The sequence below is a fragment of the Arthrobacter sp. G.S.26 genome (assembly GCF_050847375.1).
Lineage (GTDB): Bacteria > Actinomycetota > Actinomycetes > Actinomycetales > Micrococcaceae > Arthrobacter.
Genome location: NZ_CP193752.1, coordinates 1336672 through 1356853, shown reverse-complemented (window position 1 = coordinate 1356853; position 20182 = coordinate 1336672). Strand labels below are relative to the sequence as shown.

Below are 20182 nucleotides of genomic sequence, written 5' to 3'. Positions count from 1 at the left end.
ACGCGGGGGCGCAACAAATATACCGCGTAAAGCCAACAAGTGGATAAACCGCGTGGAGCGGAAATCAGTCCAGGATCAGGCCCTTGCCCAGTCCGCGCGTGAGCCGGACGGGGCGGATCTCACCGAAGCCGCGGACGTTTTCCGGCGGCTGCGCCATCATCACAAAGCGCTCGTCGTTTTCCAGCGCCGAGGCTGTCATGGAATCCACCAGGACGGTTCCCGGTTCAGCCAGGGTGGTGAGCCGGGCAGCGAGGTTGACGGTGGGGCCGTAGATGTCGCCGAGCCTGGACAGAATCCGGCCCCACACCATGGCCACCCGCGCTTCGGGCAGGATTTCGTCCTCCGTCAGGGCCTGGGCCAGGGCCAGCGAGATTTCCGCGCCCGCGGCCGGGGTTTCGGCGATGTACAGGACTTCGTCGCCCACGGTCTTGACCAGCCGGCCGCCGCCCACGGAGATGATTTCGGCGCATTTGTTTTCGAACCGCTGCACCAGGCGGGCCAGGGTCTTCTCGTTCATCCGGCGCGACAGGCTGGTGTAGGACACCAGGTCGGCAAAGCCCACGGCGCGGGCCAGCGGCAGGGGCGCGTCGTCCTCATCGCCTTCGCGGCCTTCCTCGCTGGCCTGCAGCCCCGCTTCGGCGCGGACGGCCAGGCGCTGCACACCGGCGTTGAGCTGGCGGCGCCAGGAGTAGACCAGCACCTCTTCGAGGGCGTCGACCATGTCCGGAAGCTCGTTGACCAGGCGCTTGCGGGCCACGGCATCGGTGACACCCTGTTCGTGGACCATGTCCTCGACCAGCGCCTCGATCTGCCACACCACCATCCGGTCGGTCATCTGGCCGATGGCGCGGGTGACGGAAATCGCCGCTTCCTCGGTGAGCATGCCGGAGCGCACCAGGTCCACCACGGTGGAGAGCGCGGCCTGGTCGCGTTCGGTGAACGCGACATCATCATCGCCGAAGTTGGGGAAGCCGAGGGCGCGCCAGAGTTTCCGTGCGGACAGCAGGGACAGTCCCGCGCCGGAGGCCACCTCACGACGGCGGAGCTTGCGTTCGCCGCCCAGCAGGCGGGCCTCCAGGGCTTTCACGGCCAGGCGCTCCGCGGACATGGTGCCCGTGGGAGGGTGCGGGTCGGCTGCTGCGGCGGGTGCGACGGCAGGAACCTGTTCGTCCTCATCGTTCATCGCGTCCACCTTCTCTCATGTCCCAGGGCATTGCTCCGGCCGGATGGCCCACTGTTTCGCCCGGCCAGGGACCAGTGTCTTCCGGGAGTTCACCGATCGCGTCGAGGATGAAGTCCCGGAACCGGGCAACCTCGGGGACGTCCTGGAACGTCGCCACGCTTTGCTGTCCGGTTTCCAAGGATATATTCCCGGAGCGCAGGAGTCGTTGCAGCAGCGTTTCGTGGACACGCACGTTGCGGACGTTGGCCAGGTTGACCTGCTGGTCGTGCCGTTTCAGCAGGCCGTGCCGCGCCACCATCCTGGTGCTGGTGAGGGTGTAGCGGGTGTGCTTCCAGCGGAGCAGCCGGGGCAGGCAGTAGCCCAGCCAGACCCAGGCCGCGGCCAGGACGCAGGCGCCCACCAGCCATGGCGTCCATTGGCTGTCCAGTTCGGGCACAGCCTGCCGGGCGCCGCCCCGGACCACCCAGGCGGCGCAGAAGGCGGCCACGGCGGGCGCAAGGATGAAGGCCACCGCGGCCCCGGTGAGTTTCCGCGGCTGCGGGCGGGTGGAGACAATGACCTGCTCGCCCGGGTGCAGTTCCTTACGCATAACCGCCGGTGCCGGAGCCGTCCCCTGCGGGCCAGGGCCGCAGGTGCACCACGTCCCCGGCGGTGACCACATGCTCCCGGGAGTCCCGGTCCACCACCAGCAGGGACCCGTACTCGTCCAGCCGGGATGCGTGGCCAATGATCTCGTGGTCGCCGGGAAGCTGGGCGCGCACCTGCTTGCCGAGGGTGGCCATGTTGGCCTCGACCCGTTTGTGCAGGGACGCCCCGCCGCCCATCCCGGCGGTGGGATCGCCGTCGGCATTGCAGAACTGGCGGTAGAGCACGGCGAAGCGCTGGAGGTAGCCCTTCAGCAGCAGGGTCCGGTCAGTGGTGGTGCCGCCGGCCAGCAGCACGGAAGTGGCGGTAGGGACGGGCAGTTCGTCCTGGCCCAGCGTCACGTTCAGGCCGGTACCCAGGATCACCGGAGGCACTGTCCCATCTGTCATGGGGCCCAGCTGGGCCAGGATGCCGGCGATTTTCCGGCCGCCCACCAGGACGTCGTTGGGCCATTTCAGTTCGGCGGCGAGGCCTGCCGTTTCGAGCAGCATGTCCCGCAGGGCCAGGGCTGCGATCAGGGACAGCCAGGAGTAGCTCTGGGTGGGCAGCGGCCGGCCGTAGGCGTTCACGGGCCGGAGCACCAGCGATACGGAAACGGCGCTGAGCGGCGGTGCTTCCCACTGCCGGTCCAGGCGGCCGCGGGCAGCGCTCTGGTATTCAGCGGTCAGCACCGAGAGGTCCGGCCAGTTCCCGGGGTCAACGCCGGCAGCCCGGAGGAGGTCGGCGTTGGTGGAGCCGGTGGAGTCCACCACGTCGATCCTCGAAATGCCGGCGGCGGCCAGGAACTGCGGCTCTGCCAGGTCCCGCCGGTTCAGGGGGCTGCCGGAATTATGTGCATCAACCATGCCTGAATCCTACCGACTGGCGCCGCCCGCCGCCTGCGGTTTCCCTGCCGGCCGGCAGGCCAAAGGATTCCCGGCGGCAGGTTCCGGGGGAATCAGGGCGGCGTCCTAGAGGAAGATATCGGGGACCAGACTGTGCTCGTCAGCGCCCATGCTGTAGGGCCGGAAGTCCGTGACGCCCGCCGCCGCGAGGATCTCCTCGTCGGTATGGAAGTTCCCGCTGGACACGACGCCGGCCTGGAGGTGTGCCCCTGTGAGCAGGGCATGTGCGGCGTCGGCCATGATCTGCGGGCCGCGGGCGGACCGGACCATTGCCTCGCCGTGGGGCATGTTCCGGATGGCTGCCGTGTCGATCAGGGTGCATGGCCACAACGAGTTCACGCTGATGCCATCAGCCTTGAGCTCCTCGGCGAGTCCCAGCGTGGTCAGGCTCATGCCGTACTTGGCCATGGTGTAGGCCAGGTGCCTCCCGGCCCAGTGGGGGTCGAGGTTCAGGGGCGGCGACAGGGTCAGGATCTGGCCGGCACCGGACCTGCGCAGGGCCGGCAGGGCGAGCTTGGACAGCAGAAACGTGCCGCGGACGTTGATGTCCTGCATCAGGTCGTACTTTTTCATGTCCACCGCATCCGTCCTGGACAGGTCGATTGCGGAGGCGTTGTTAATAACAATGTCGATCCCGCCAAAGCGTTCCTCCGCGGCTGCGACGGCCCGGGCAACGTCCTGATCCTGGCGGACATCACCCACCAAAGGCAGCGCCTGGCCGCCAACGTCCGCCAGCTGCTGCGCGGCAGTAAACACCGTGCCGGCAAGTTTGGGGTGCGGCTCCCCGGTCTTGGCCAGCAGGACGATGTTGGCGCCGTCAGCGGCGGCCCGGCCCGCGATGGCCAGGCCGATCCCACGGCTCCCACCGGAGATCAGGATGGTCCGGCCCCGCAGCGATCCGGTGGCCTGGTAGGGGCTGGCAAAGGCGGGGGAAGCGTCGTCGCTCGAAGTCATGAATCCACTGTAACCCAACTAAGTTACCGGCGAGTAACAAGGCGTTGCGGGTGGAGGCACGGCAGAAAATTGTAGGTTCCCTACAGCTGCAGGCGCCCAGACCCTCATTAGACTTGCCTGCAGGGTCCGTTCTTTGTGCGGAAGCTACTTAAGCAGCACCAGCCGGAACCCGCCAGCAACGCACTGCGCCACAGAACCAATCTGCAACAGAGCCGGAGACACTTGATGAGCCACGATCTGACAACGACAGCGGGAAAGATCGCCGATTTCCGTGACCGCCAGGCCCGTGCCGAACAGCCCTCCGGCCCCGAGGCCATCGAGAAGCAGCATGCGAGGGGCAAAAACACGGCCCGTGAACGCATCGGGCTGCTGCTGGACGAGGACTCCTTTGTGGAGTTTGATGCGCTGGCCGTCCACCGCTCCACCGCGTTCGGGATGGAAAAGAAGAAGCCCCTGGGCGATGGCCTGGTTTCCGGCTACGGCACGGTGGATGGCCGCCTGGTGGCCGTCTACAGCCAGGACTTCTCCGTGTACGGCGGTTCGTTGAGCCAGGTCAATGGCGAGAAGATCGTCAAGGTGCAGGAGTTCGCGCTGCGCAACGGCTGCCCCGTGGTGGGCATCCTGGACGGCGGCGGCGCCCGCATCCAGGAAGGGGTGGCCTCGCTGGCCATGTTCGCCGATATCTTCCGCAACAATGTGCACGCCTCCGGGGTGGTCCCGCAGATCTCGCTGATCATGGGCCCGTCCGCCGGCGGCGCCGCCTACTCCCCGGCCCTGACCGACTACGTGGTGATGGTGGACAAGACCTCGCACATGTTCATCACCGGCCCGGACGTGATCAAGACCGTCACCGGCGAGGACGTGGACATGGAAACCCTCGGCGGTGCCCGCCAGCACAACGCCACCACCGGCACCTCCACTTACCTTGCATCGGACGAAGCGGACGCCGTCGAGTTTGTCCGCGAACTCCTTGATTTCCTGCCGTCGAACAACCTCGCCGAAGCTCCCGTCCAGGAGCACCAGCAGGAACTGGAAATCGACGACGACGACCTCGCCCTCGACACGCTGGTCCCGGACTCCGCCAACCAGCCCTACGACATGCGCACCGTCGTCGGGCAGATCGTTGACGACGGGCACTTCCTGGAGATGCAGGCCCTGTACGCCCCCAACGTCATGATCGGCTACGGCAGGGTGGAAGGCCACACGGTGGGCATCGTTGCCAACCAGCCGCTGCAGTTTGCCGGCACCCTGGATATCGCCGCCTCCGAGAAGGCCGCCCGCTTTGTCCGGCACTGCGACGCCTTCAACATTCCCATCATCACGCTGGTGGACGTCCCCGGCTTCCTGCCCGGCAAGGACCAGGAGTTCCAGGGCATCATCCGCCGCGGCGCCAAGCTCCTGTACGCCTACGCCGAAGCCACTGTCCCCAAGCTCACCGTCATCACCCGCAAGGCCTACGGCGGCGCGTACATCGTGATGGGCTCCAAGAAGCTCGGCGCGGACCTCAACCTGGCCTGGCCCACCGCGCAGATCGGCGTGATGGGGGCCCAGGGCGCCGTGAACATCCTCTACCGCCGCGACCTGGCCGGTGTGGCTGAAGCCGGGGGCGACGTTGAAGCCCGCCGCGCCGAAGTAATCCAGCAGTACGAGGAGGAACTCCTCAACCCGTACCAGGCCGCCCAGCTCGGGTATGTGGACGCCGTGATCGCCCCCTCGGACACCCGGCTGCAGATCATCCGGGGCCTGCGCGCCCTGCGGGACAAGCGGGCCAGCCTGCCCGCCAAGAAGCACGGGAACATCCCGCTGTGACCGGCGGCGCCAGCGGGGACGGCACCCCGGCACCCGCCGAACCCCTGCTTTCCGTGGTGAAGGGCAATCCGGACGCCGAAGAGCTGGCGGCGCTGACCGCCGTCGTCCTTTCCCTGGCCGCTGCCGGACCGGAGCGGCCCAGCGAACCGGCTGCACGCACCTGGGTGCGCCGGCACCAGCTGCGGCTGGCGCCCACTCCCGGGCCCGGCGCGTGGCGCCGCAGCCGCGGCTGAATCAATGGGCCGGGGCCCTATTATGCGCCCGGCAGCGTGTGTAGGCTCAGCAGCATGGGTACTGCAGTGGTTGTCGGCGTGGACGGCTCGCCGGCGTCGGTTGCAGCCCTCCAGCATGGGCACCGGCTGGCCGCCGCGATGGATGTTGAGGTCCATGCCGTGGCCTGCTGGCTCGCGCCGCAGATGGCGCAGGGCCATGCCGTCATGGGGATCAGCCATTTCGAGGAAAAGGCCCGGCTCACGCTCAACGACGCTGTGGTGGCCGCGTTCGGTAACCCGCCGCCACCAAACCTGCGCACCCGCCTGGTGAACGGTGATGCCCGACAGGTCCTTTTGTCCGCGGGCAAGGACGCCGGCATGCTGGTGGTCGGCAGGCGCGGTCACGGTGGCTTCGGCGGCTTGCTGCTCGGCTCGGTAAGTTCCGCCTGCGTTGCCCACGCCGAGTGCCCGGTGTTGGTTGTCCATGCCGCCCGGGCCGCGTTGTGAACTTAACCGGCCGCGGGAGCCGGGCGGGGCGTACGGTCCTTCCATGACCGGACCGCGAAGGCCCGGCGCGGATTCCTGTTTCGCCAGCGCCGATCCGGCTAGTCTCGGAGGGTGACTACAGAGACCACCCCTGCCGCCCGCCCGCACACCAGCATCGACGCCGTCGCCGACAGGTACACGGATACCCTCATCCGGCTTAATCCATCCTTCGCCACCACCCTCGGCGTGCCCGGACATGAAACGGAATACCAGGACTTCTCCCCCGCCGGCATCGCCGCTTTCGCTGCGGCCGCCCGCGAGGCGCTGGCTGAACTGGCGGGCCTGGAACCGGTGGACGACGTTGACGCCGTCACCCTCGACGCCATGCAGGAGCGGCTGGGCCTGCAGCTGCTGATCCACGCGTCGGGGTGGGAGTACGCCGACCTCAACAACATCGCCTCCCCCGCCCAGGATATCCGCGCCATCTTCGACCTGATGGCCACGGAGACCGTGCAGGACTGGGAACACATCGCCGGCCGCGCCCACAACGTTCCCGCTGCGATCGCGGGCTACATCGAATCCCTGCGGCAGGCCCGCGACGCCGGACTGGTTGCCGCGGCACGGCAGGTGCGGATCGTCGTCGAACAGGCCTCGCGTTACGCCGCAGCGGACGGGTTTTTCGCCAAGCTGGCTGCCGGGGCGTATACCGCTGACGGTCCGCTTCCGGCGGAAACCCAGGAAAAGCTCGACGCCGGGGCTGCCGCCGCCGGCCGCGCCTACCTGGGCCTTGCGGAATTCCTCACCACGGAACTGCTGCCCGCTGCGCCGGAGAAAGACGCCGTGGGAAGGGCCCGGTACGCCCTCGCTTCGCGCTCCTTCCTGGGCGCCACCGTTGACCTCGAAGAAACGTACGCCTGGGGCGTTGCCGAACTGGACAGCCTGATCAGCCAGCAGGAGCAGGTGGCGGGCACCATCAAAGCGGGCGCCACCGTTGCCGAAGCCAAGGAAATCCTCAACAACGATCCCGTGCGGCAACTCAAAGGCACCGCCGCGCTGCAGGCGTGGATGCAGGAGCTCTCGGACAAGGCCATCGCGGATCTGGCCGGCGTCCACTTCGATATTCCGGAGGTGATGAAGGAACTCGAGTGCCTCATCGCCCCGACCGACGAAGGCGGCATCTACTACACCGGCCCCTCCGATGACTTCAGCCGCCCTGGACGCATGTGGTGGTCCGTTCCGGCCGGCGAGGACACCTTCACCACATGGGCCGAAACCACCACCGTTTTCCACGAAGGGGTGCCCGGGCACCACCTGCAGGTTGCCACCGCCACCTACCGCCGGGAACTGCTGAACAAGTGGCGCCGCAACGTTTGCTGGACGTCCGGGCACGGCGAAGGCTGGGCCCTGTACGCGGAGAAGCTGATGCAGGAACTCGGCTACCTTTCGGACCCTGGCGACCACATGGGCATGCTGGACATGCAGCGGATGCGTGCCGCCCGCGTAGTTTTCGATATCGGCGTCCACCTGGAACTCGAAATCCCCGCGCGCTGGGGCTCAGGCACGTGGACTGCGGACAAGGGCTACGCCTTCCTGAAGGAAAACCTGCCCATCAGCGAGGGCCAGTTGAACTTCGAGTTTGCCCGCTACCTCGGCTGGCCGGGCCAGGCCCCTTCCTACAAGGTGGGCCAGCGCCTGTGGGAGCAGATCCGCGCCGAACTTGAAACCCGGCCCGGTTTTGACCTAAAGGAATTCCACACCCGGGCCCTGAACGTGGGCTCAGTGGGGCTCGACACCCTGCGCCGGGCACTTCTCGACTAGTCCCCTTCATTTCCTTTTTCCGGGCCGGTGTTTCCTGGTTTTGGGTGCGTTTGGGGGCCTGCGGAAATGTCGTAGGGTGCTGGAATACTTGGGCTATGGAGGTCCTTCCGGAACCAATGAAGCTGACGACGGCGGCACGCACCGCCGCCCTCAGCCTCGCCGGGGTGCTGGTGGCCGGGGTGCAGGACCTGGCAGCCGGGGTGCAGGAGCCAGCGGTGCAGGAACTCCGGGTGCGGGAGCCAGGGGTGCAGGAACTCCGGGTGCGGGAGCCAGGGGTGGAGGACCTGGCCGCCGGGGTGCAGGATTTGGTGGCCGGGGTGCGGTCCTTGCGTCCGGCGGCCACGGGTGCGGGCCTGATTGACCAGATCCGTGGGTTGGAGGACCTGAAATCCGCTGCGGCCGCGGCGCAGGCCCGCCTTAGTATCGCCTTTGACCACCTCGAACGGCAGCGCCAGGCCGGGGCCGGGGTGCCCGCCGCAGAGCAGGGCCAAGGCGTCGCGGCGCAGATCGCGTTGGCCCGACGCGAATCCCCCACCCGGGGCAGCCGCTACCTGGGGCTGGCCCGCGCACTCGTGACGGAAATGCCGCACACCCTTACCGCCCTGGATACCGGCCAGCTCAGCGAATGGCGGGCCACCCTGATCGCCAAGGAAACAGCCTGCCTCACCGCCGCGGACCGGGCCGCCGTCGACGAAGAACTCGCCCCGGACACCGGGACCTTCGACGGAGCCGGAAACAGGACCATCACCACCGCCGCCCGGGCCGCCGCGTACCGGCTCGACCCGCTCTCCGTCACCCAACGCGCCGCCCGCGCCGCCAACGGCAGACGCGTCGCTCTCCGCCCCGCACCGGACACCATGACCCTCCTCACCGCCCTCCTGCCCGTGGCCGAAGGGGTGGCCGCCTACAAAGCCCTCACCCAGCAGGCAGACACCACCAAAAGCGGTGGTGACCCGCGGACCCGGGCCCAGATCATGGCCGACACCCTCGTCGAACGCATCACCGGTACCCCCGGCGGAATCACCGGGGTCACCATCAACCTCGTGATGACCGACCGGAGCCTCCTGCAGGCTGACAGCGAACCCGCCCGGCTCCCCGGCTACGGAACCATCCCCGCCGGCTGGGCCAGGCACCTCGCCCGCCACGGGACAAAAACCCGCAACCCCGACGCGGCAGAGTTGAAGACCTGGATCCGGCGGCTCTACACAGCCCCAAGCACCGGAGACATCATCGCCATGGACTCCACCGCCCGGCTCTTCCCACCAGCCCTGCGCCGCCTTATCGAAGTCCGCGACGACACCTGCCGCACCCCCTACTGCGACGCCCCCATCCGCCACTACGACCACGTCCTGCCCTGGCACAACGGCGGACCCACCACAGTTGAGAACGGCGCCGGACTCTGCGAAGCCTGCAACCACACCAAAGAACAACCCGGCTGGAACACCACCACCACACCACCCAAACCCAGCACACCCATCGCCCCACCCCAAGGCCGACCCAGGCACCACACCCAACTCACCACCCCCACCGGCCACACCTACCACTCAACCGCACCCCCGCCGCCCGGCACATCAATCAGCAGCAGCAGAAAACCACAGCGCCCGCCCCAGCCGGCAAGCCGGGCCGCCAGACCCGGACCCGAGGCACCGGAACCCAACACCCGCACGCTCCGCCAGCTCGCCCGGCGAAGATTCCAGCGGCGTCGAAGCGCCGGTCAGGTGGCCTGAACAGGCTTCGAAAGGCAGAGCAAGGCAAGACTTGGTCAGCGGGCGCGGAGTACCTCCCGCGCGGAGGTCCACTGCCGGGAACCGTAACGGTCGTTGTCCAGGGTGTGGAAGGCCCCGTCACCGCTGAACATGTTGCCGAAGTACTGCATGCCCTGCCAGGCAGGGTAAAGGTCAGTCGAAGGTTTGGCCAGCATCCGGCCAACCCGCGCCATCAGGCGCAGGGATCCGATGCTGCCGGCATACAGCGTCCTGTACGGCGTGCCGCTGATGTCCGTCATGATCGCTGCCAGCTCCCGCGATGAGACCGTGTCCCCGGCGATGCGCAGGAACCGCGGCGCCTCCGGGTCGAGTGCCGCTTTGGCGGTGTAGCCGGCAACATCGTCCATGGTGGTGAACGCCATCGGCTGGTCCGCGTCGCGCCAGAAGAGGACGCGCTTTTGCCGGAACAGGATCAGCGGCGCCACCCCCGTCAGCATGTCGGCGAAAGCGCCGCTGAGCACAGACGTGGCCCGGATGGGTGCCGCATCCACAATCTTCCGGAATTCGCGCCGCCACTGCAGGTTGCGGTTGGACCCTTCCTTGATGGTGGTGAAGTCCACCGCATAGTCGGAGGGAATGAACCGCGGGACGCCCGCGGCCACGGCCGCCATCAGCAGCCGGGTCTGGGTCTCCAGCATCACCGGGGCCAGCCCGCTGAGCGCCGAGACCACTGCGTCAGCGCCCGCGAGCGCATCCTTCAACGTTGATGCATCAAGATAATCCACCTGCACCACGCTGACGCCTGCCTCCTGCAGCACCCCCGGGATTGCCTTACCTGGCCGGACCAGCGCGCGGACGCCCGCGCCTTCGGCCAACAGGGAGCGGATGATGCGTCCGCCGAGGTCTCCGGTGGCGCCTGCAACAACAATGGTTTGTGACATGGAGGCAACACTAACCCCGCGGCTGCATGACCTTTGTTACACCCCAGACGGGAATAACTTCACAATCCCCGGCACTGACGCCGGTTCCAGGCCCCTGGCGACGCAAATCGACTTTCCACCCACGTAACATTTCTCAACATGCTTTCGCCGTGATAGTGGACCCGGGCCTAGCGTATTCGAGTGAGCACTCAAACCCGCCCCTCAGATTCCGCAGGAAAGACCGGCTTCCAGCTTCCCAAGTGGGCTGGATCGTTCGGCTTCCAGATCATCGCCGCCCTGATTGTTGGCCTGGGCCTCGGCCTGCTGGCCAAGTACACCGGCAGCACCAAGGAGGCCCCCAACGGCCTCGGCGCCACACTGCAGACCATTGGGTCCAGCTATGTGGCCCTGCTGCAGACCGCCGTTGTCCCCCTGATTTTCACTGCTGTTGTCAGTTCCATCTCCAACCTCCGCCAGGTCTCCAACGCTGCGCGGCTGGCATGGAACACGCTGCTGTGGTTCGCCATTACGTCCCTGATCGCCGTGCTGATCGGCATCGGCCTTGGCGTCCTGCTGCAGCCGGGCGCCAACACCGGGATCACCGGCGAGGGCAAGGCTCCTTCATCAGTTGGTAACTGGTGGGCATTCCTCACCGGTCTCTTCCCCAAAAATTTCCTGGGCCTCGGCGCCAGCTCCAGCGTGGCCGAGTCCGGCGCGGTGACAACATCCGTAAGCTTCAACGTCCTGCAGATCCTGGTGATCGCCATCGCCATCGGTGTGGCTGCCCTGAAGGTCGGCAAGGCCGCCGAGCCGTTCCTGGCCCTCAACGCCTCCGCCCTGGCCGTAATCCAGAAAGTCCTCTGGTGGATCATCCGCATTGCGCCGCTGGGCACCGTGGGCCTGATCGGCAACGCCGTCGCCGTATATGGCTGGGACACCATCGGTTCCCTGGGCAAGTTTGCCGTGGCCATCTACCTGGGCCTGGCCCTGGTGCTCTTTGTGGTCTACCCCATCCTGGTCCGCAGCCACGGGCTGTCCATCAAGCAGTACTTCTCCGGCGTCTGGCCGGCCGTGCAGCTGGCCTTCGTTTCCCGGTCCTCCGTGGGTACCTTGCCGCTCACGCAGCGTGTCACCGAGCGCAGCCTGGGTGTCCCCCGCGCCTACGCATCCTTTGCCGTCCCGCTGGGCGCCACCACCAAGATGGACGGCTGCGCAGCCATCTACCCGGCCATCTCCGCCATCTTTGTGGCCCAGTTCTTCGGGGTCCAGCTGGACTTCAGCCAGTACCTGCTGATCGCACTGGTCTCCGTGCTCGGGTCCGCCGCCACTGCCGGCACCACCGGCGCCGTGGTGATGCTCACGCTGACCCTCTCCACCCTGGGCCTGCCGCTGGCAGGCGTTGGCCTGCTCCTGGCCATCGACCCCATCCTGGACATGGGCCGCACGGCCGTCAACGTGGCGGGCCAGGCCCTGGTCCCCACCATTGTGGCCAAGCGGCAGGGAATCCTGGACGAGTCCCTGTACAACGCCCCGCGTAACGGCACCCCGTTCGTCGATGACAACAACGACGACGACACTGCCGCCACGGACGGCACCAGCACCGACACCACTCCCCGCGAGTTGCAGGACGCCCGCGCCTGATACCGGCGTGCCACTGCGGTGCTGATCGAGGACGTCCCCGGGAATCATCCCGGGGACGTCCCTCGTTAAGGAACCTTCAGCCCATCAGCGTCCGCCGCCGCCAATCACGCCGCTCTCCACAGCCTTGGTGACGGCATCCGCTTCGGCCTGGGTGAGCTTGCCGTCGGTGACGGCCTGGTCCAGCCGTGTCTTCAACGCCGCTGCCCGGTCCGCCTGCGCGGCGGTCCGGAGCTCCGACAGCGCCGCAGTGACCTTGGCTTCGTCGATGCCCAGGGCCTCGGCGAGCGATTTCGCCAGGGCAGTATCCCGGGCTGACTCATCGGGACGGGTCCCTTCCGCAGGCTTGGTGCCGTCAGCCGGCTTCTGTGGCTTGTTGGCCTCACGGAACGCCTGCAGGGCGTCGCTGACCTTGGCTTCCTCCACGCCGAGTTTTTCGGCCAAGGCAGAGGCTGATGCTCCTGCACCGCCGGGCCCGCCGTGACCGCCATGCCTGCCCATTCCACCAGGAGCGCCCGAATCGGTGCCCGTGCCGCCATCAGCAGGAGCGGTGGAGCTGGCGCTTGGGGACGGTGTGGGTGTTGTGGTGGCGGAGGCCATGCCGGCAACTCCGATGCCGGCCGCAAGGGCCAACGCCGTGGCTGACAGGCCGAGGGTCAATTTCTTTGTGCGTGACATTTAAGAGTCTCCTGGATCCGCCGTCCGTTGACGGCTGCTGGAACTTCCATCCCTGCCGGGACAGTTCAAGCCTGCGCCGCGGGGTTCAGGGGAGCCTGTTGGGAACCTTTCATTCTGCTGTGAATGCAAGTTGCGCAGAGTGCAAAGTTGCACGTAGTGTAATTCCGTGATCCCTTCCGTTCCGCCTGAACCAGCGGCCGGCCCAACCCGGCGCGAGCTGAACAAGGCCGCCACGCGCCAGGCCATCATCGACGCCTCGCTGGGGCTCCTGCGTTCCGCCGGCCCCGGCAACTTCACCGTGGAGGACATCGCCGCGGCGGCGGGCATTTCACGGCGTACCTTCTTCAACTACTTCAGCAGCACGGACGCGGCCCTCGCCGCCATCTCGCATGGCTTCCTGGAGTCCGCCATCTCGCAGCTGAAGCTCCGCCCCACTGACGAGCCGATTCTCAAATCCGCACAGGCAGCACTGATGGCCCTCGCGGATCCGCAGACGGTGGCACCGCTGGCCGAACTGTTTTCGCTCACCCAGTCCAGCCCGCTGATGGCTCACACCGAGCTCGAAGCCTGGGAATACTGCCGCGAACAGGTGTTCGCCGTGGCCCGGGACCGCTTGTCAGCCACCCCGGCAGCCTCGGACGAGCTGTACATCAGGGCGCTGGCCGGCTCGGTGATCTCCTGCGGCAAGGCCGCCATGGAGGCGTGGTTCAGCCGGCGCGGCCAGGACCTGTCCCCGGCCTCCCTGGCCGAACTTCGGCAACTGCTCATTGATTCCATGGCCCTGCTGGACTCCGGGTTCACCGCCGGCGCACCGACGGCTGCCACCCTCCCCTCCTTTTCCCGTTCCTCCTGATCAGATCGGTCCCCACCATGGCACTGCTTCTCTACCGCCTCGGCAAATTCTCGTACCGCCGCCGCTGGCTGGTCCTCTCGCTCTGGATCGCCGTGCTCCTGGCCGTGGGCGGTTCCGCAGCCGCTTTCCACGGCACGCTGTCCAACAACTTCCAGATCCCCGGCACTGAAACCCAGCGCATCGCGGACAAACTCCAGAAGGAACTGCCGTCGGCCTCCGGCGGCACGGCAACAATCGTTTTTGAAGCCCCGGAAGGCGGCTTTACGGATGACAGCCGGGCCGCTGTCACCGATGCGCTGAAGAAGCTCCAAGAGCTGCCTGACGTGCGCGGCACCGTGGACCCGTTCGCCACCCAGTCCCAGGTGGACCAGGCAGGGCAGGCCATTGCCGACGGCGAGCAGCAGCTTGCAGCAGGCCAGGCCCAGCTGGACGCCTCCCGCACGGAGCTCCAGGCCGGCCAGGCACAGCTGGCGGCAGCAGAACAGCAGCTCACCGCTGCCGGCGCTGACGCTGCCACCATCGAGGCCCGGCTGGGCCAGCAGAAGGCAGCACTGGCAGACGGCCAGGCCAAGCTCGACGCCGGCACCCAGGAGCTTGAGGCCAGCAAGGCCAAGCTTGCACTCGGCGAGCGCCAGGCCGAAGCGTCCGAAGCCATCCGCTTTGTCTCCGAAGACGGCCGCGCCGCCGTGGCCCAGGTGCAGTTCAACACCTCCATCAACGGCCTGAGCCCCGCCGTCCGCGAAGAGGTCCAGCAGATCGCCCACGAAACCTCGGAGGCCGGCGTCACCGCCTACGCCAGCAAGGAAATCACCGAGGACATCTCCGAGCTCTTCGGCGCTGCGGAAATCATCGGCATCGCCGTGGCCGCCCTGGTGCTGATCATCATGCTGGGCACCCTGATCGCCGCCGGCCTGCCCCTGCTGATGGCCATCATGGGCGTCGGCGTTGGCGTCGGCATCACGTTCGCCCTCTCGGGCCTGTTCGACATGAGCTCCATCTCCCCCATGCTCGCCCTCATGCTGGGCCTGGCGGTGGGCATCGACTATTCACTGTTCATCGTCAACCGGCACCGTACCCAGCTCCTGGCCGGCATGGAGCCCGGTGAGTCGGTGGCCCGCGCCACCGGCACGTCCGGCAACGCCGTGGTCTTTGCAGGCCTGACGGTCATCATTGCCCTGGCCGCCCTGGTGGTTCCCGGCCTTCCGTTCCTCACCGTGATGGGCCTGGCAGCAGCCGGCACCGTCGCGGTGGCCGTGCTGGTGGCCATCACCCTGACCCCCGCCATGCTGTCCCTGATCGGGCGCCGCATCATCTCCCGGCGCGCCTGGGCCAAAGCGGAAGCCCACAACGCCGAGCCCGGCCACGAGGCCGCCGACGAAGCCACCGACCGCGAACGCAGCACCCGCGGCTGGGGCGGGCTGGTCACCAAGCATCCCGTCCTGGCCCTCGTCGCCGGCGTGCTCCTCCTGGGCACCCTCGCCCTGCCTGCCACCCAGCTTCAGCTGGCCCTGCCCGACGGCGGTTCCGAACCCGTGGACTCCGAGGCTTACCAGGCGTACGACCTGACCGCCCGCAGCTTCGGCGAAGGCGTCACGGGCCCCATCGTGGCCGTCGGCGAATTCCCGGACAACCTCGACGAGGCACAGGCCCAGACCCTGCAGTACGACGTGGCGGACAAGCTCCGCGCCGTGGACAACGTTGTGGCCGCTGTTCCCGTCGCGCTGAGCGAGGACCGCCGCACCGCCGTCTTCCAGGTCATCCCCCGGGAAGGCCCGGCCAGCGCCAGCACCGTCCAGGTGGTGGCTGAACTCCGCGGCCTGAATGAAGAGATCCAGTCCGACTACGGGGTGGCCATGGGCCTGACCGGCCAGACCGCAGGCAACGTGGACGTCTCCACCAAGCTGGGCGACGCGCTGCCCCCTTACCTGGCGATCGTCGTCGGCCTCTCCCTGGTCCTGCTCCTGCTGGTGTTCCGCTCCATCGTGGTGCCGCTCCTGGCCACCGGTGGGTTCCTGCTGTCGCTGGCCGCAGCGTTCGGCGCCGTGGTGGCCGTTTACCAGTGGGGCTGGCTGGGTGGCGTGTTCGACGTTGCGAACCCGGGCGCCGTGCTGAGCTTCCTGCCGATCATCCTGATCGGCGTCCTGTTCGGCCTGGCCATGGACTACCAGGTGTTCATCGCCTCCGGCATGCGGGAGGCCTACATGCACGGCGCCCCGGCCAAGGCCGCCGTCCGGATCGGTTTCCGGCACGCGGCAGCCGTGGTGACCGCTGCAGCCATCATCATGGTCAGCGTCTTTGCCGGCTTCATCTTCAGCCACCTGACAATGGTCCGGCCGCTGGGCTTCGCAATGGCCTTCGGTGTGCTGCTGGATGCCTTTGTGGTCCGGATGACCATCGTCCCGGCCATCATGTACCTCCTCGGTGAAAAGACCTGGTGGCTGCCCCGGTGGCTGGACCGGATCCTGCCGGACGTGGACGTGGAAGGCGCCAAGCTGGAAAAGCTGGAGCACACTGCGGCCAGGACGGCCGAACCGGTCCACTAGGCTGAATCCGTGACCCGTCTGATCCTGGCTTCCCAGTCCCCCGCCCGCACCAAACTCCTCACCGAGGCCGGCATCCGGCACACCGTCCTGGTCTCGGATGTGGACGAGGACGCCGTCCAGGCACGCTACGGGATCACGGATCCGCACGATACAGCGCTGCTGCTGGCCCGCGCCAAAGCCGAGGCAGTGGCAGCGCTCCCGGAGGCCGACGGGGCCCTGGTGCTGGGCTGCGATTCGGTCTTCGAGTTCGACGGCGAGGCGCACGGCAAGCCCTACACGGCCGAGGTGGCGCGGGAACGGATGCTGCGGATGAGCGGAAACACCGGCGTCCTCCACACGGGCCACTGGCTGGTGGACTGCCGGGACACCGATCCCGACGACGGCACAGAGACCGGGACGGGGGCCACCCTGGGAACGGTGGCCTCCGCAGGGGTGTCCTTCCTGGACATGGAACCTGAAGAGATTGACGCGTACATCGCCACCGGGGAGCCGCTCCTGTGCGCCGGTTCCTTCACCATCGACGGCCTGGGCGGGGCCTTCATCAGCAAGGTTGACGGCGACCCGCACGCCGTCGTTGGCCTGTCCGTGTCCACGCTGCGGGGCCTGCTGGCCCACGCGCAGGTGCGGATCACCGACCTGTGGCCCGCCCCCTGAACCGGAAGTTTTCCGGCAGTCTTGTAGCTTCCCTACAAAGGCTGGGTACTTTACACGCGGAATCCGCAAGTAATATCGGCGGAACCTCCAAAACCGCGCTAGGCTCCCTGAAGGAAAGAAGGAGACGCCTTGTCAGCAAATTTCGAGCAGTCCGCAGGTCCCACGCCGTCAGCCATCACCAAGGTGCTGATCGCCAACCGCGGTGAAATCGCCGTCCGCATCATCCGGGCAGCCCGCGATGAGGGCATCGCGTCCGTGGCCGTCTACGCCGATCCGGACCGTGATGCACTGCATGTCCGCCTTGCTGACGAGGCCTTCGCACTGGGCGGGAACACCGCCGCCGAGTCCTACCTGGTGATGGACAAGATCATCGACGCCGCCAAGGCCTCCGGTGCCGACGCCATCCACCCCGGCTACGGCTTCCTCGCCGAAAACGCCGCCTTCGCCGCCCAGGTGATTGCGGCCGGCATCACCTGGATCGGCCCTTCCCCCGAGGCGATTTCGGCCCTCGGCGACAAGGTCCAGGCCCGCCACATCGCCGAAAAGGTCGGCGCCCCGCAGGTCCCCGGCACCGCCGATCCGGTGGAATCGGCCGAGGAAATCCTCGCGTTCGTAGACAAGTTCGGTTTGCCCGTTGCCATCAAGGCGGCCTTCGGCGGCGGCGGCCGCGGCATCAAGGTGGCCCGCACCCGCGAGGAAATCCCCGAGCTCTTCGAATCCGCGGTCCGTGAGGCCGTCGCCGCCTTCGGCCGCGGCGAATGCTTCATCGAGCGTTTCCTGGACGCACCCCGGCACGTGGAAACCCAGTGCCTGGCAGATGCCCACGGCAACGTTGTGGTGGTCTCCACCCGTGACTGCTCCCTCCAGCGCCGGAACCAGAAACTCGTGGAGGAGGCCCCCGCGCCGTTCCTCACGGACGAGCAGAACCAGCGCCTCTATGAGTCGTCCAAGGCCATCCTCAAAGAGGCCGGCTACCTGGGGGCAGGCACCTGCGAATTCCTGGTGGGCCAGGATGGCACCATCTCCTTCCTGGAGGTCAACACCCGCCTCCAGGTGGAGCACTGCGTTTCCGAGGAAGTCACCGGCATCGACCTGGTCCGTGAGCAGTTCCGGCTGGCCCGTGGCGAGGAACTCGGCTACGGCGACCCCGAGGTCCGGGGCCACTCCATCGAGTTCCGGATCACCGGCGAGGACCCGGGCCGCAACTTCATGCCCGCCCCCGGCACCATCACCCGCCTGGTGAACCCCACCGGTCCCGGTGTCAGGGTTGATTCCGGCGTGGAACAGGGCGACGCGATCAGCGGCAACTTCGACTCCATGCTCTCAAAGCTCGTAGTCACGGGCGCCACCCGCGCCCAGGCCCTGCAGCGCTCGCGCCGGGCCCTGTCCGAGATGGTGGTGGAAGGCATTCCCACCGTGATCCCCTTCGACCTTGCCGTTGTGACCAACCCGGACTTCGCACCCGCGGAGGGTCCGTTCAAGGTCCACACCCGCTGGATCGAAACGGCGTTTGTCAACGACATTCCCGCCTGGACCCCCACCGGCACGGAGACGGAAACGCCCGACGCCGGCGAACGGCAGCGCGTGGTGGTTGAGGTGGGTGGCAAGCGCCTTGAGGTGGTCCTGCCCGCGTCCCTGGGTTCCATCGGTTCCGGCGGCGGCACCGCCAAACCCGCCAAGGCCAAAAAACGGTCCCGTTCCGGCGGCGGCGCCGTGGCAGCAGGCGGCAACGCCCTGACCTCGCCCATGCAGGGGACCATCGTGAAGGTGGCAGTGGCTGAAGGCGACGTTGTTGCCGAAGGTGACCTGGTGGTTGTCCTGGAAGCGATGAAAATGGAGCAGCCCCTCACTGCCCACCGCGCGGGCACCATCACCGGCCTCACCGCTGCTGCCGGCGAAACGGTTGCCGCCGGCGCCGTCATCGCCACCATCGAAGACTGACGGGCCCCGGAAGGCACCATGCTTGCACCCAGTTTTGAAGAAGAAGTTGCCCGCTACCACCTGGCGGTGCCGGGAATCACGCAGGGCGATCCTGCCCCGCTGAAGGAGCTGTACTCACGCCTGGACGACGTCACCCTGGCCAACCCGTTCGGCGGCATCGCCAGGGGCTGGGCCCAGGTGGAGGCCCGGCTGGACCAGGCCGCCCGGCAGTTCCAGGACGGCGAGATGCTTGGTTTTGACACCATCACCTCCTACACGGCGCGGGATACCGCTTACCTGTTGGAGACCGAGCACTTCCGCGCCCGCCTGGACGGCGCCGCAGCCCCCGAGGAATTCGCGCTCCGCGTCACCAGCATCTTCCGCCGCGAAGAGGGCTACTGGAAGCTGCTGCACCGCCACGCCGACCCCGCAGCCCGTCCGCAGGCCCGCCGCTCCCTGGCGCAGCCCGCCCACAGCTGAGCCAATGCTGCCCTTCCTGCTGCTCGCGTCCCGGGCCGAGGACGCCGCCGCCGATGACGAGTACGCCGCCTACCTGAAGTACGGCGGGCTCGAACCCCACCAGCTGCACCGCGTCAGGATGGAAGCCGCTCACCTGCCGGAGCTGGACCTGGCCGGCTATTCCGGGGTGATTGTGGGCGGCAGCCCGTTCACCTCCAGCGATCCGGACACGCAGAAGTCAGCGGTCCAGCACCGGGTGGAAAGCGAACTGGCGCAACTCCTGGATGAGCTGGTGGCCCGGGACTTTCCGTTCCTGGGCGCCTGCTACGGGGTGGGGACGCTGGGCCGGCACCAGGGTGCCGTCATCGACAGGACGTACGGCGAGCCGCTGGGCGGGGTGGAGATCAAACTCACCGAAGCCGGCCTGGCAGATCCGCTCCTGGCCGGCATGCCCGGGACCTTCACGGCCTTCACCGGGCACAAGGAGGCCTGCACCACCCTGCCGCCGCACGCAGTGCTGCTGGCCAGCTCCGCAACGTGCCCTGTGCACATGTTCCGGATCCGCACCAACCTTTACGCCACGCAGTTCCATCCCGAGCTCGACGTGGACGGGCTGGTCACCAGGATCGACATCTACCGGAACGCCGGTTACTTCCCGCCGGACTCGGCCGGCGAGCTGATGGCCAACGCCCGCCGGTTTACGGTCACCGAGCCGATGGGGGTGCTGCGGAACTTCGTGGCCCGTTACGCCACCGGGGCATAAAAATGCCCGGCCGGTCCCAAAGGACCGCGCCGGGCATTTCCGCAGGCTGCCGCGCAG

At 67.6% G+C, this 20182-nt stretch carries 18 protein-coding genes; 12 read left to right on the top strand and 6 right to left on the bottom strand.

The window, feature by feature from the left end; translation table 11 throughout:
* Positions 1-64: 64 nt before the first annotated feature.
* The 4 genes from ACRB8A_RS06215 to ACRB8A_RS06200 form a co-directional block, all read right to left on the bottom strand.
* Complete coding sequence (locus tag ACRB8A_RS06215) at positions 65-1183, bottom strand: adenylate/guanylate cyclase domain-containing protein (protein ID WP_050687648.1); 1119 nt, start codon at positions 1181-1183, stop codon at positions 65-67.
* Positions 1173-1772 (bottom strand): PH domain-containing protein, encoded by a 600-nt coding sequence (locus tag ACRB8A_RS06210; protein WP_050687649.1) that lies wholly within the window; start codon positions 1770-1772, stop codon positions 1173-1175. The genes ACRB8A_RS06215 and ACRB8A_RS06210 overlap by 11 nt, the downstream gene beginning before the upstream one ends.
* The gene (locus ACRB8A_RS06205) at positions 1765-2673 is read right to left on the bottom strand and encodes a biotin--[acetyl-CoA-carboxylase] ligase (RefSeq protein ID WP_285240933.1); all 909 of its coding nucleotides are present in this window, start codon (positions 2671-2673) and stop codon (positions 1765-1767) included. The genes ACRB8A_RS06210 and ACRB8A_RS06205 overlap by 8 nt, the downstream gene beginning before the upstream one ends.
* Before the next feature lie 105 nt (positions 2674-2778).
* Positions 2779-3666, bottom strand: coding sequence for an SDR family oxidoreductase (locus ACRB8A_RS06200; protein WP_285240934.1), 888 nt, complete (start codon positions 3664-3666; stop codon positions 2779-2781).
* Between the two features lie 225 nt (positions 3667-3891).
* Here ACRB8A_RS06200 and ACRB8A_RS06195 point away from each other — a divergent pair, with 225 nt between their 5' ends.
* The 5 genes from ACRB8A_RS06195 to ACRB8A_RS06175 all read left to right on the top strand — a co-directional run bounded on the left by ACRB8A_RS06195 (position 3892) and on the right by ACRB8A_RS06175 (position 9718).
* Positions 3892-5475 carry an acyl-CoA carboxylase subunit beta gene (locus ACRB8A_RS06195; RefSeq protein WP_050687655.1) on the top strand — a complete coding sequence of 528 codons (1584 nt, stop codon included), beginning with the start codon at positions 3892-3894 and terminating at the stop codon, positions 5473-5475.
* Positions 5472-5708, top strand: coding sequence for an acyl-CoA carboxylase subunit epsilon (locus ACRB8A_RS06190; protein ID WP_050687657.1), 237 nt, complete (start codon positions 5472-5474; stop codon positions 5706-5708). Before ACRB8A_RS06195 ends, ACRB8A_RS06190 begins: the two co-directional genes overlap by 4 nt.
* A gap of 54 nt (positions 5709-5762) precedes the next feature.
* Positions 5763-6194 (top strand): universal stress protein, encoded by a 432-nt coding sequence (locus tag ACRB8A_RS06185; protein WP_050687659.1) that lies wholly within the window; start codon positions 5763-5765, stop codon positions 6192-6194.
* A gap of 111 nt (positions 6195-6305) precedes the next feature.
* On the top strand, positions 6306-7991 hold the full coding sequence (locus ACRB8A_RS06180) for a DUF885 domain-containing protein (protein WP_432245836.1): 1686 nt from the start codon (positions 6306-6308) through the stop codon (positions 7989-7991).
* 95 nt (positions 7992-8086) lie between these two features.
* Positions 8087-9718, top strand: a complete 1632-nt coding sequence (locus tag ACRB8A_RS06175; RefSeq protein WP_432245835.1) for a DUF222 domain-containing protein — start codon at positions 8087-8089, stop codon at positions 9716-9718.
* 35 nt (positions 9719-9753) lie between these two features.
* On the opposite strand, the gene ACRB8A_RS06170 is transcribed toward ACRB8A_RS06175, so the two are convergent.
* Positions 9754-10638: an aromatic alcohol reductase gene (locus tag ACRB8A_RS06170; RefSeq protein WP_285240937.1), complete on the bottom strand. Its 885-nt coding sequence runs from the start codon at positions 10636-10638 to the stop codon at positions 9754-9756.
* Positions 10639-10818: 180 nt separating this feature from the next.
* Between ACRB8A_RS06170 and ACRB8A_RS06165 the strand changes: the two genes are divergently transcribed.
* Positions 10819-12258, top strand: coding sequence for a dicarboxylate/amino acid:cation symporter (locus ACRB8A_RS06165; protein WP_050687858.1), 1440 nt, complete (start codon positions 10819-10821; stop codon positions 12256-12258).
* 84 nt (positions 12259-12342) lie between these two features.
* On the opposite strand, the gene ACRB8A_RS06160 is transcribed toward ACRB8A_RS06165, so the two are convergent.
* Entirely contained in the window at positions 12343-12933 is a 591-nt protein-coding gene (locus ACRB8A_RS06160) for a hypothetical protein (RefSeq protein WP_056598046.1), read from the bottom strand.
* Between the two features lie 169 nt (positions 12934-13102).
* Here ACRB8A_RS06160 and ACRB8A_RS06155 point away from each other — a divergent pair, with 169 nt between their 5' ends.
* The 6 genes from ACRB8A_RS06155 (at position 13103) to ACRB8A_RS06130 (ending at position 20125) form a co-directional block, all read left to right on the top strand.
* Positions 13103-13786 carry a TetR/AcrR family transcriptional regulator gene (locus tag ACRB8A_RS06155; protein WP_050687860.1) on the top strand — a complete coding sequence of 228 codons (684 nt, stop codon included), beginning with the start codon at positions 13103-13105 and terminating at the stop codon, positions 13784-13786.
* Between the two features lie 17 nt (positions 13787-13803).
* Positions 13804-16329: an MMPL family transporter gene (locus tag ACRB8A_RS06150; protein ID WP_432245834.1), complete on the top strand. Its 2526-nt coding sequence runs from the start codon at positions 13804-13806 to the stop codon at positions 16327-16329.
* Positions 16330-16338: 9 nt separating this feature from the next.
* Entirely contained in the window at positions 16339-16983 is a 645-nt protein-coding gene (locus tag ACRB8A_RS06145) for a Maf family protein (RefSeq protein ID WP_285240939.1), read from the top strand.
* A gap of 129 nt (positions 16984-17112) precedes the next feature.
* Complete coding sequence (locus tag ACRB8A_RS06140) at positions 17113-18924, top strand: acetyl/propionyl/methylcrotonyl-CoA carboxylase subunit alpha (RefSeq protein WP_056598040.1); 1812 nt, start codon at positions 17113-17115, stop codon at positions 18922-18924.
* 18 nt (positions 18925-18942) lie between these two features.
* A complete protein-coding gene (locus tag ACRB8A_RS06135) occupies positions 18943-19383 on the top strand; it encodes a YybH family protein (RefSeq protein ID WP_056598037.1) in 441 nt (146 codons plus the stop codon).
* A gap of 4 nt (positions 19384-19387) precedes the next feature.
* Positions 19388-20125: a glutamine amidotransferase gene (locus ACRB8A_RS06130; protein ID WP_432245833.1), complete on the top strand. Its 738-nt coding sequence runs from the start codon at positions 19388-19390 to the stop codon at positions 20123-20125.
* The last annotated feature ends 57 nt before the right edge of the window (positions 20126-20182 follow it).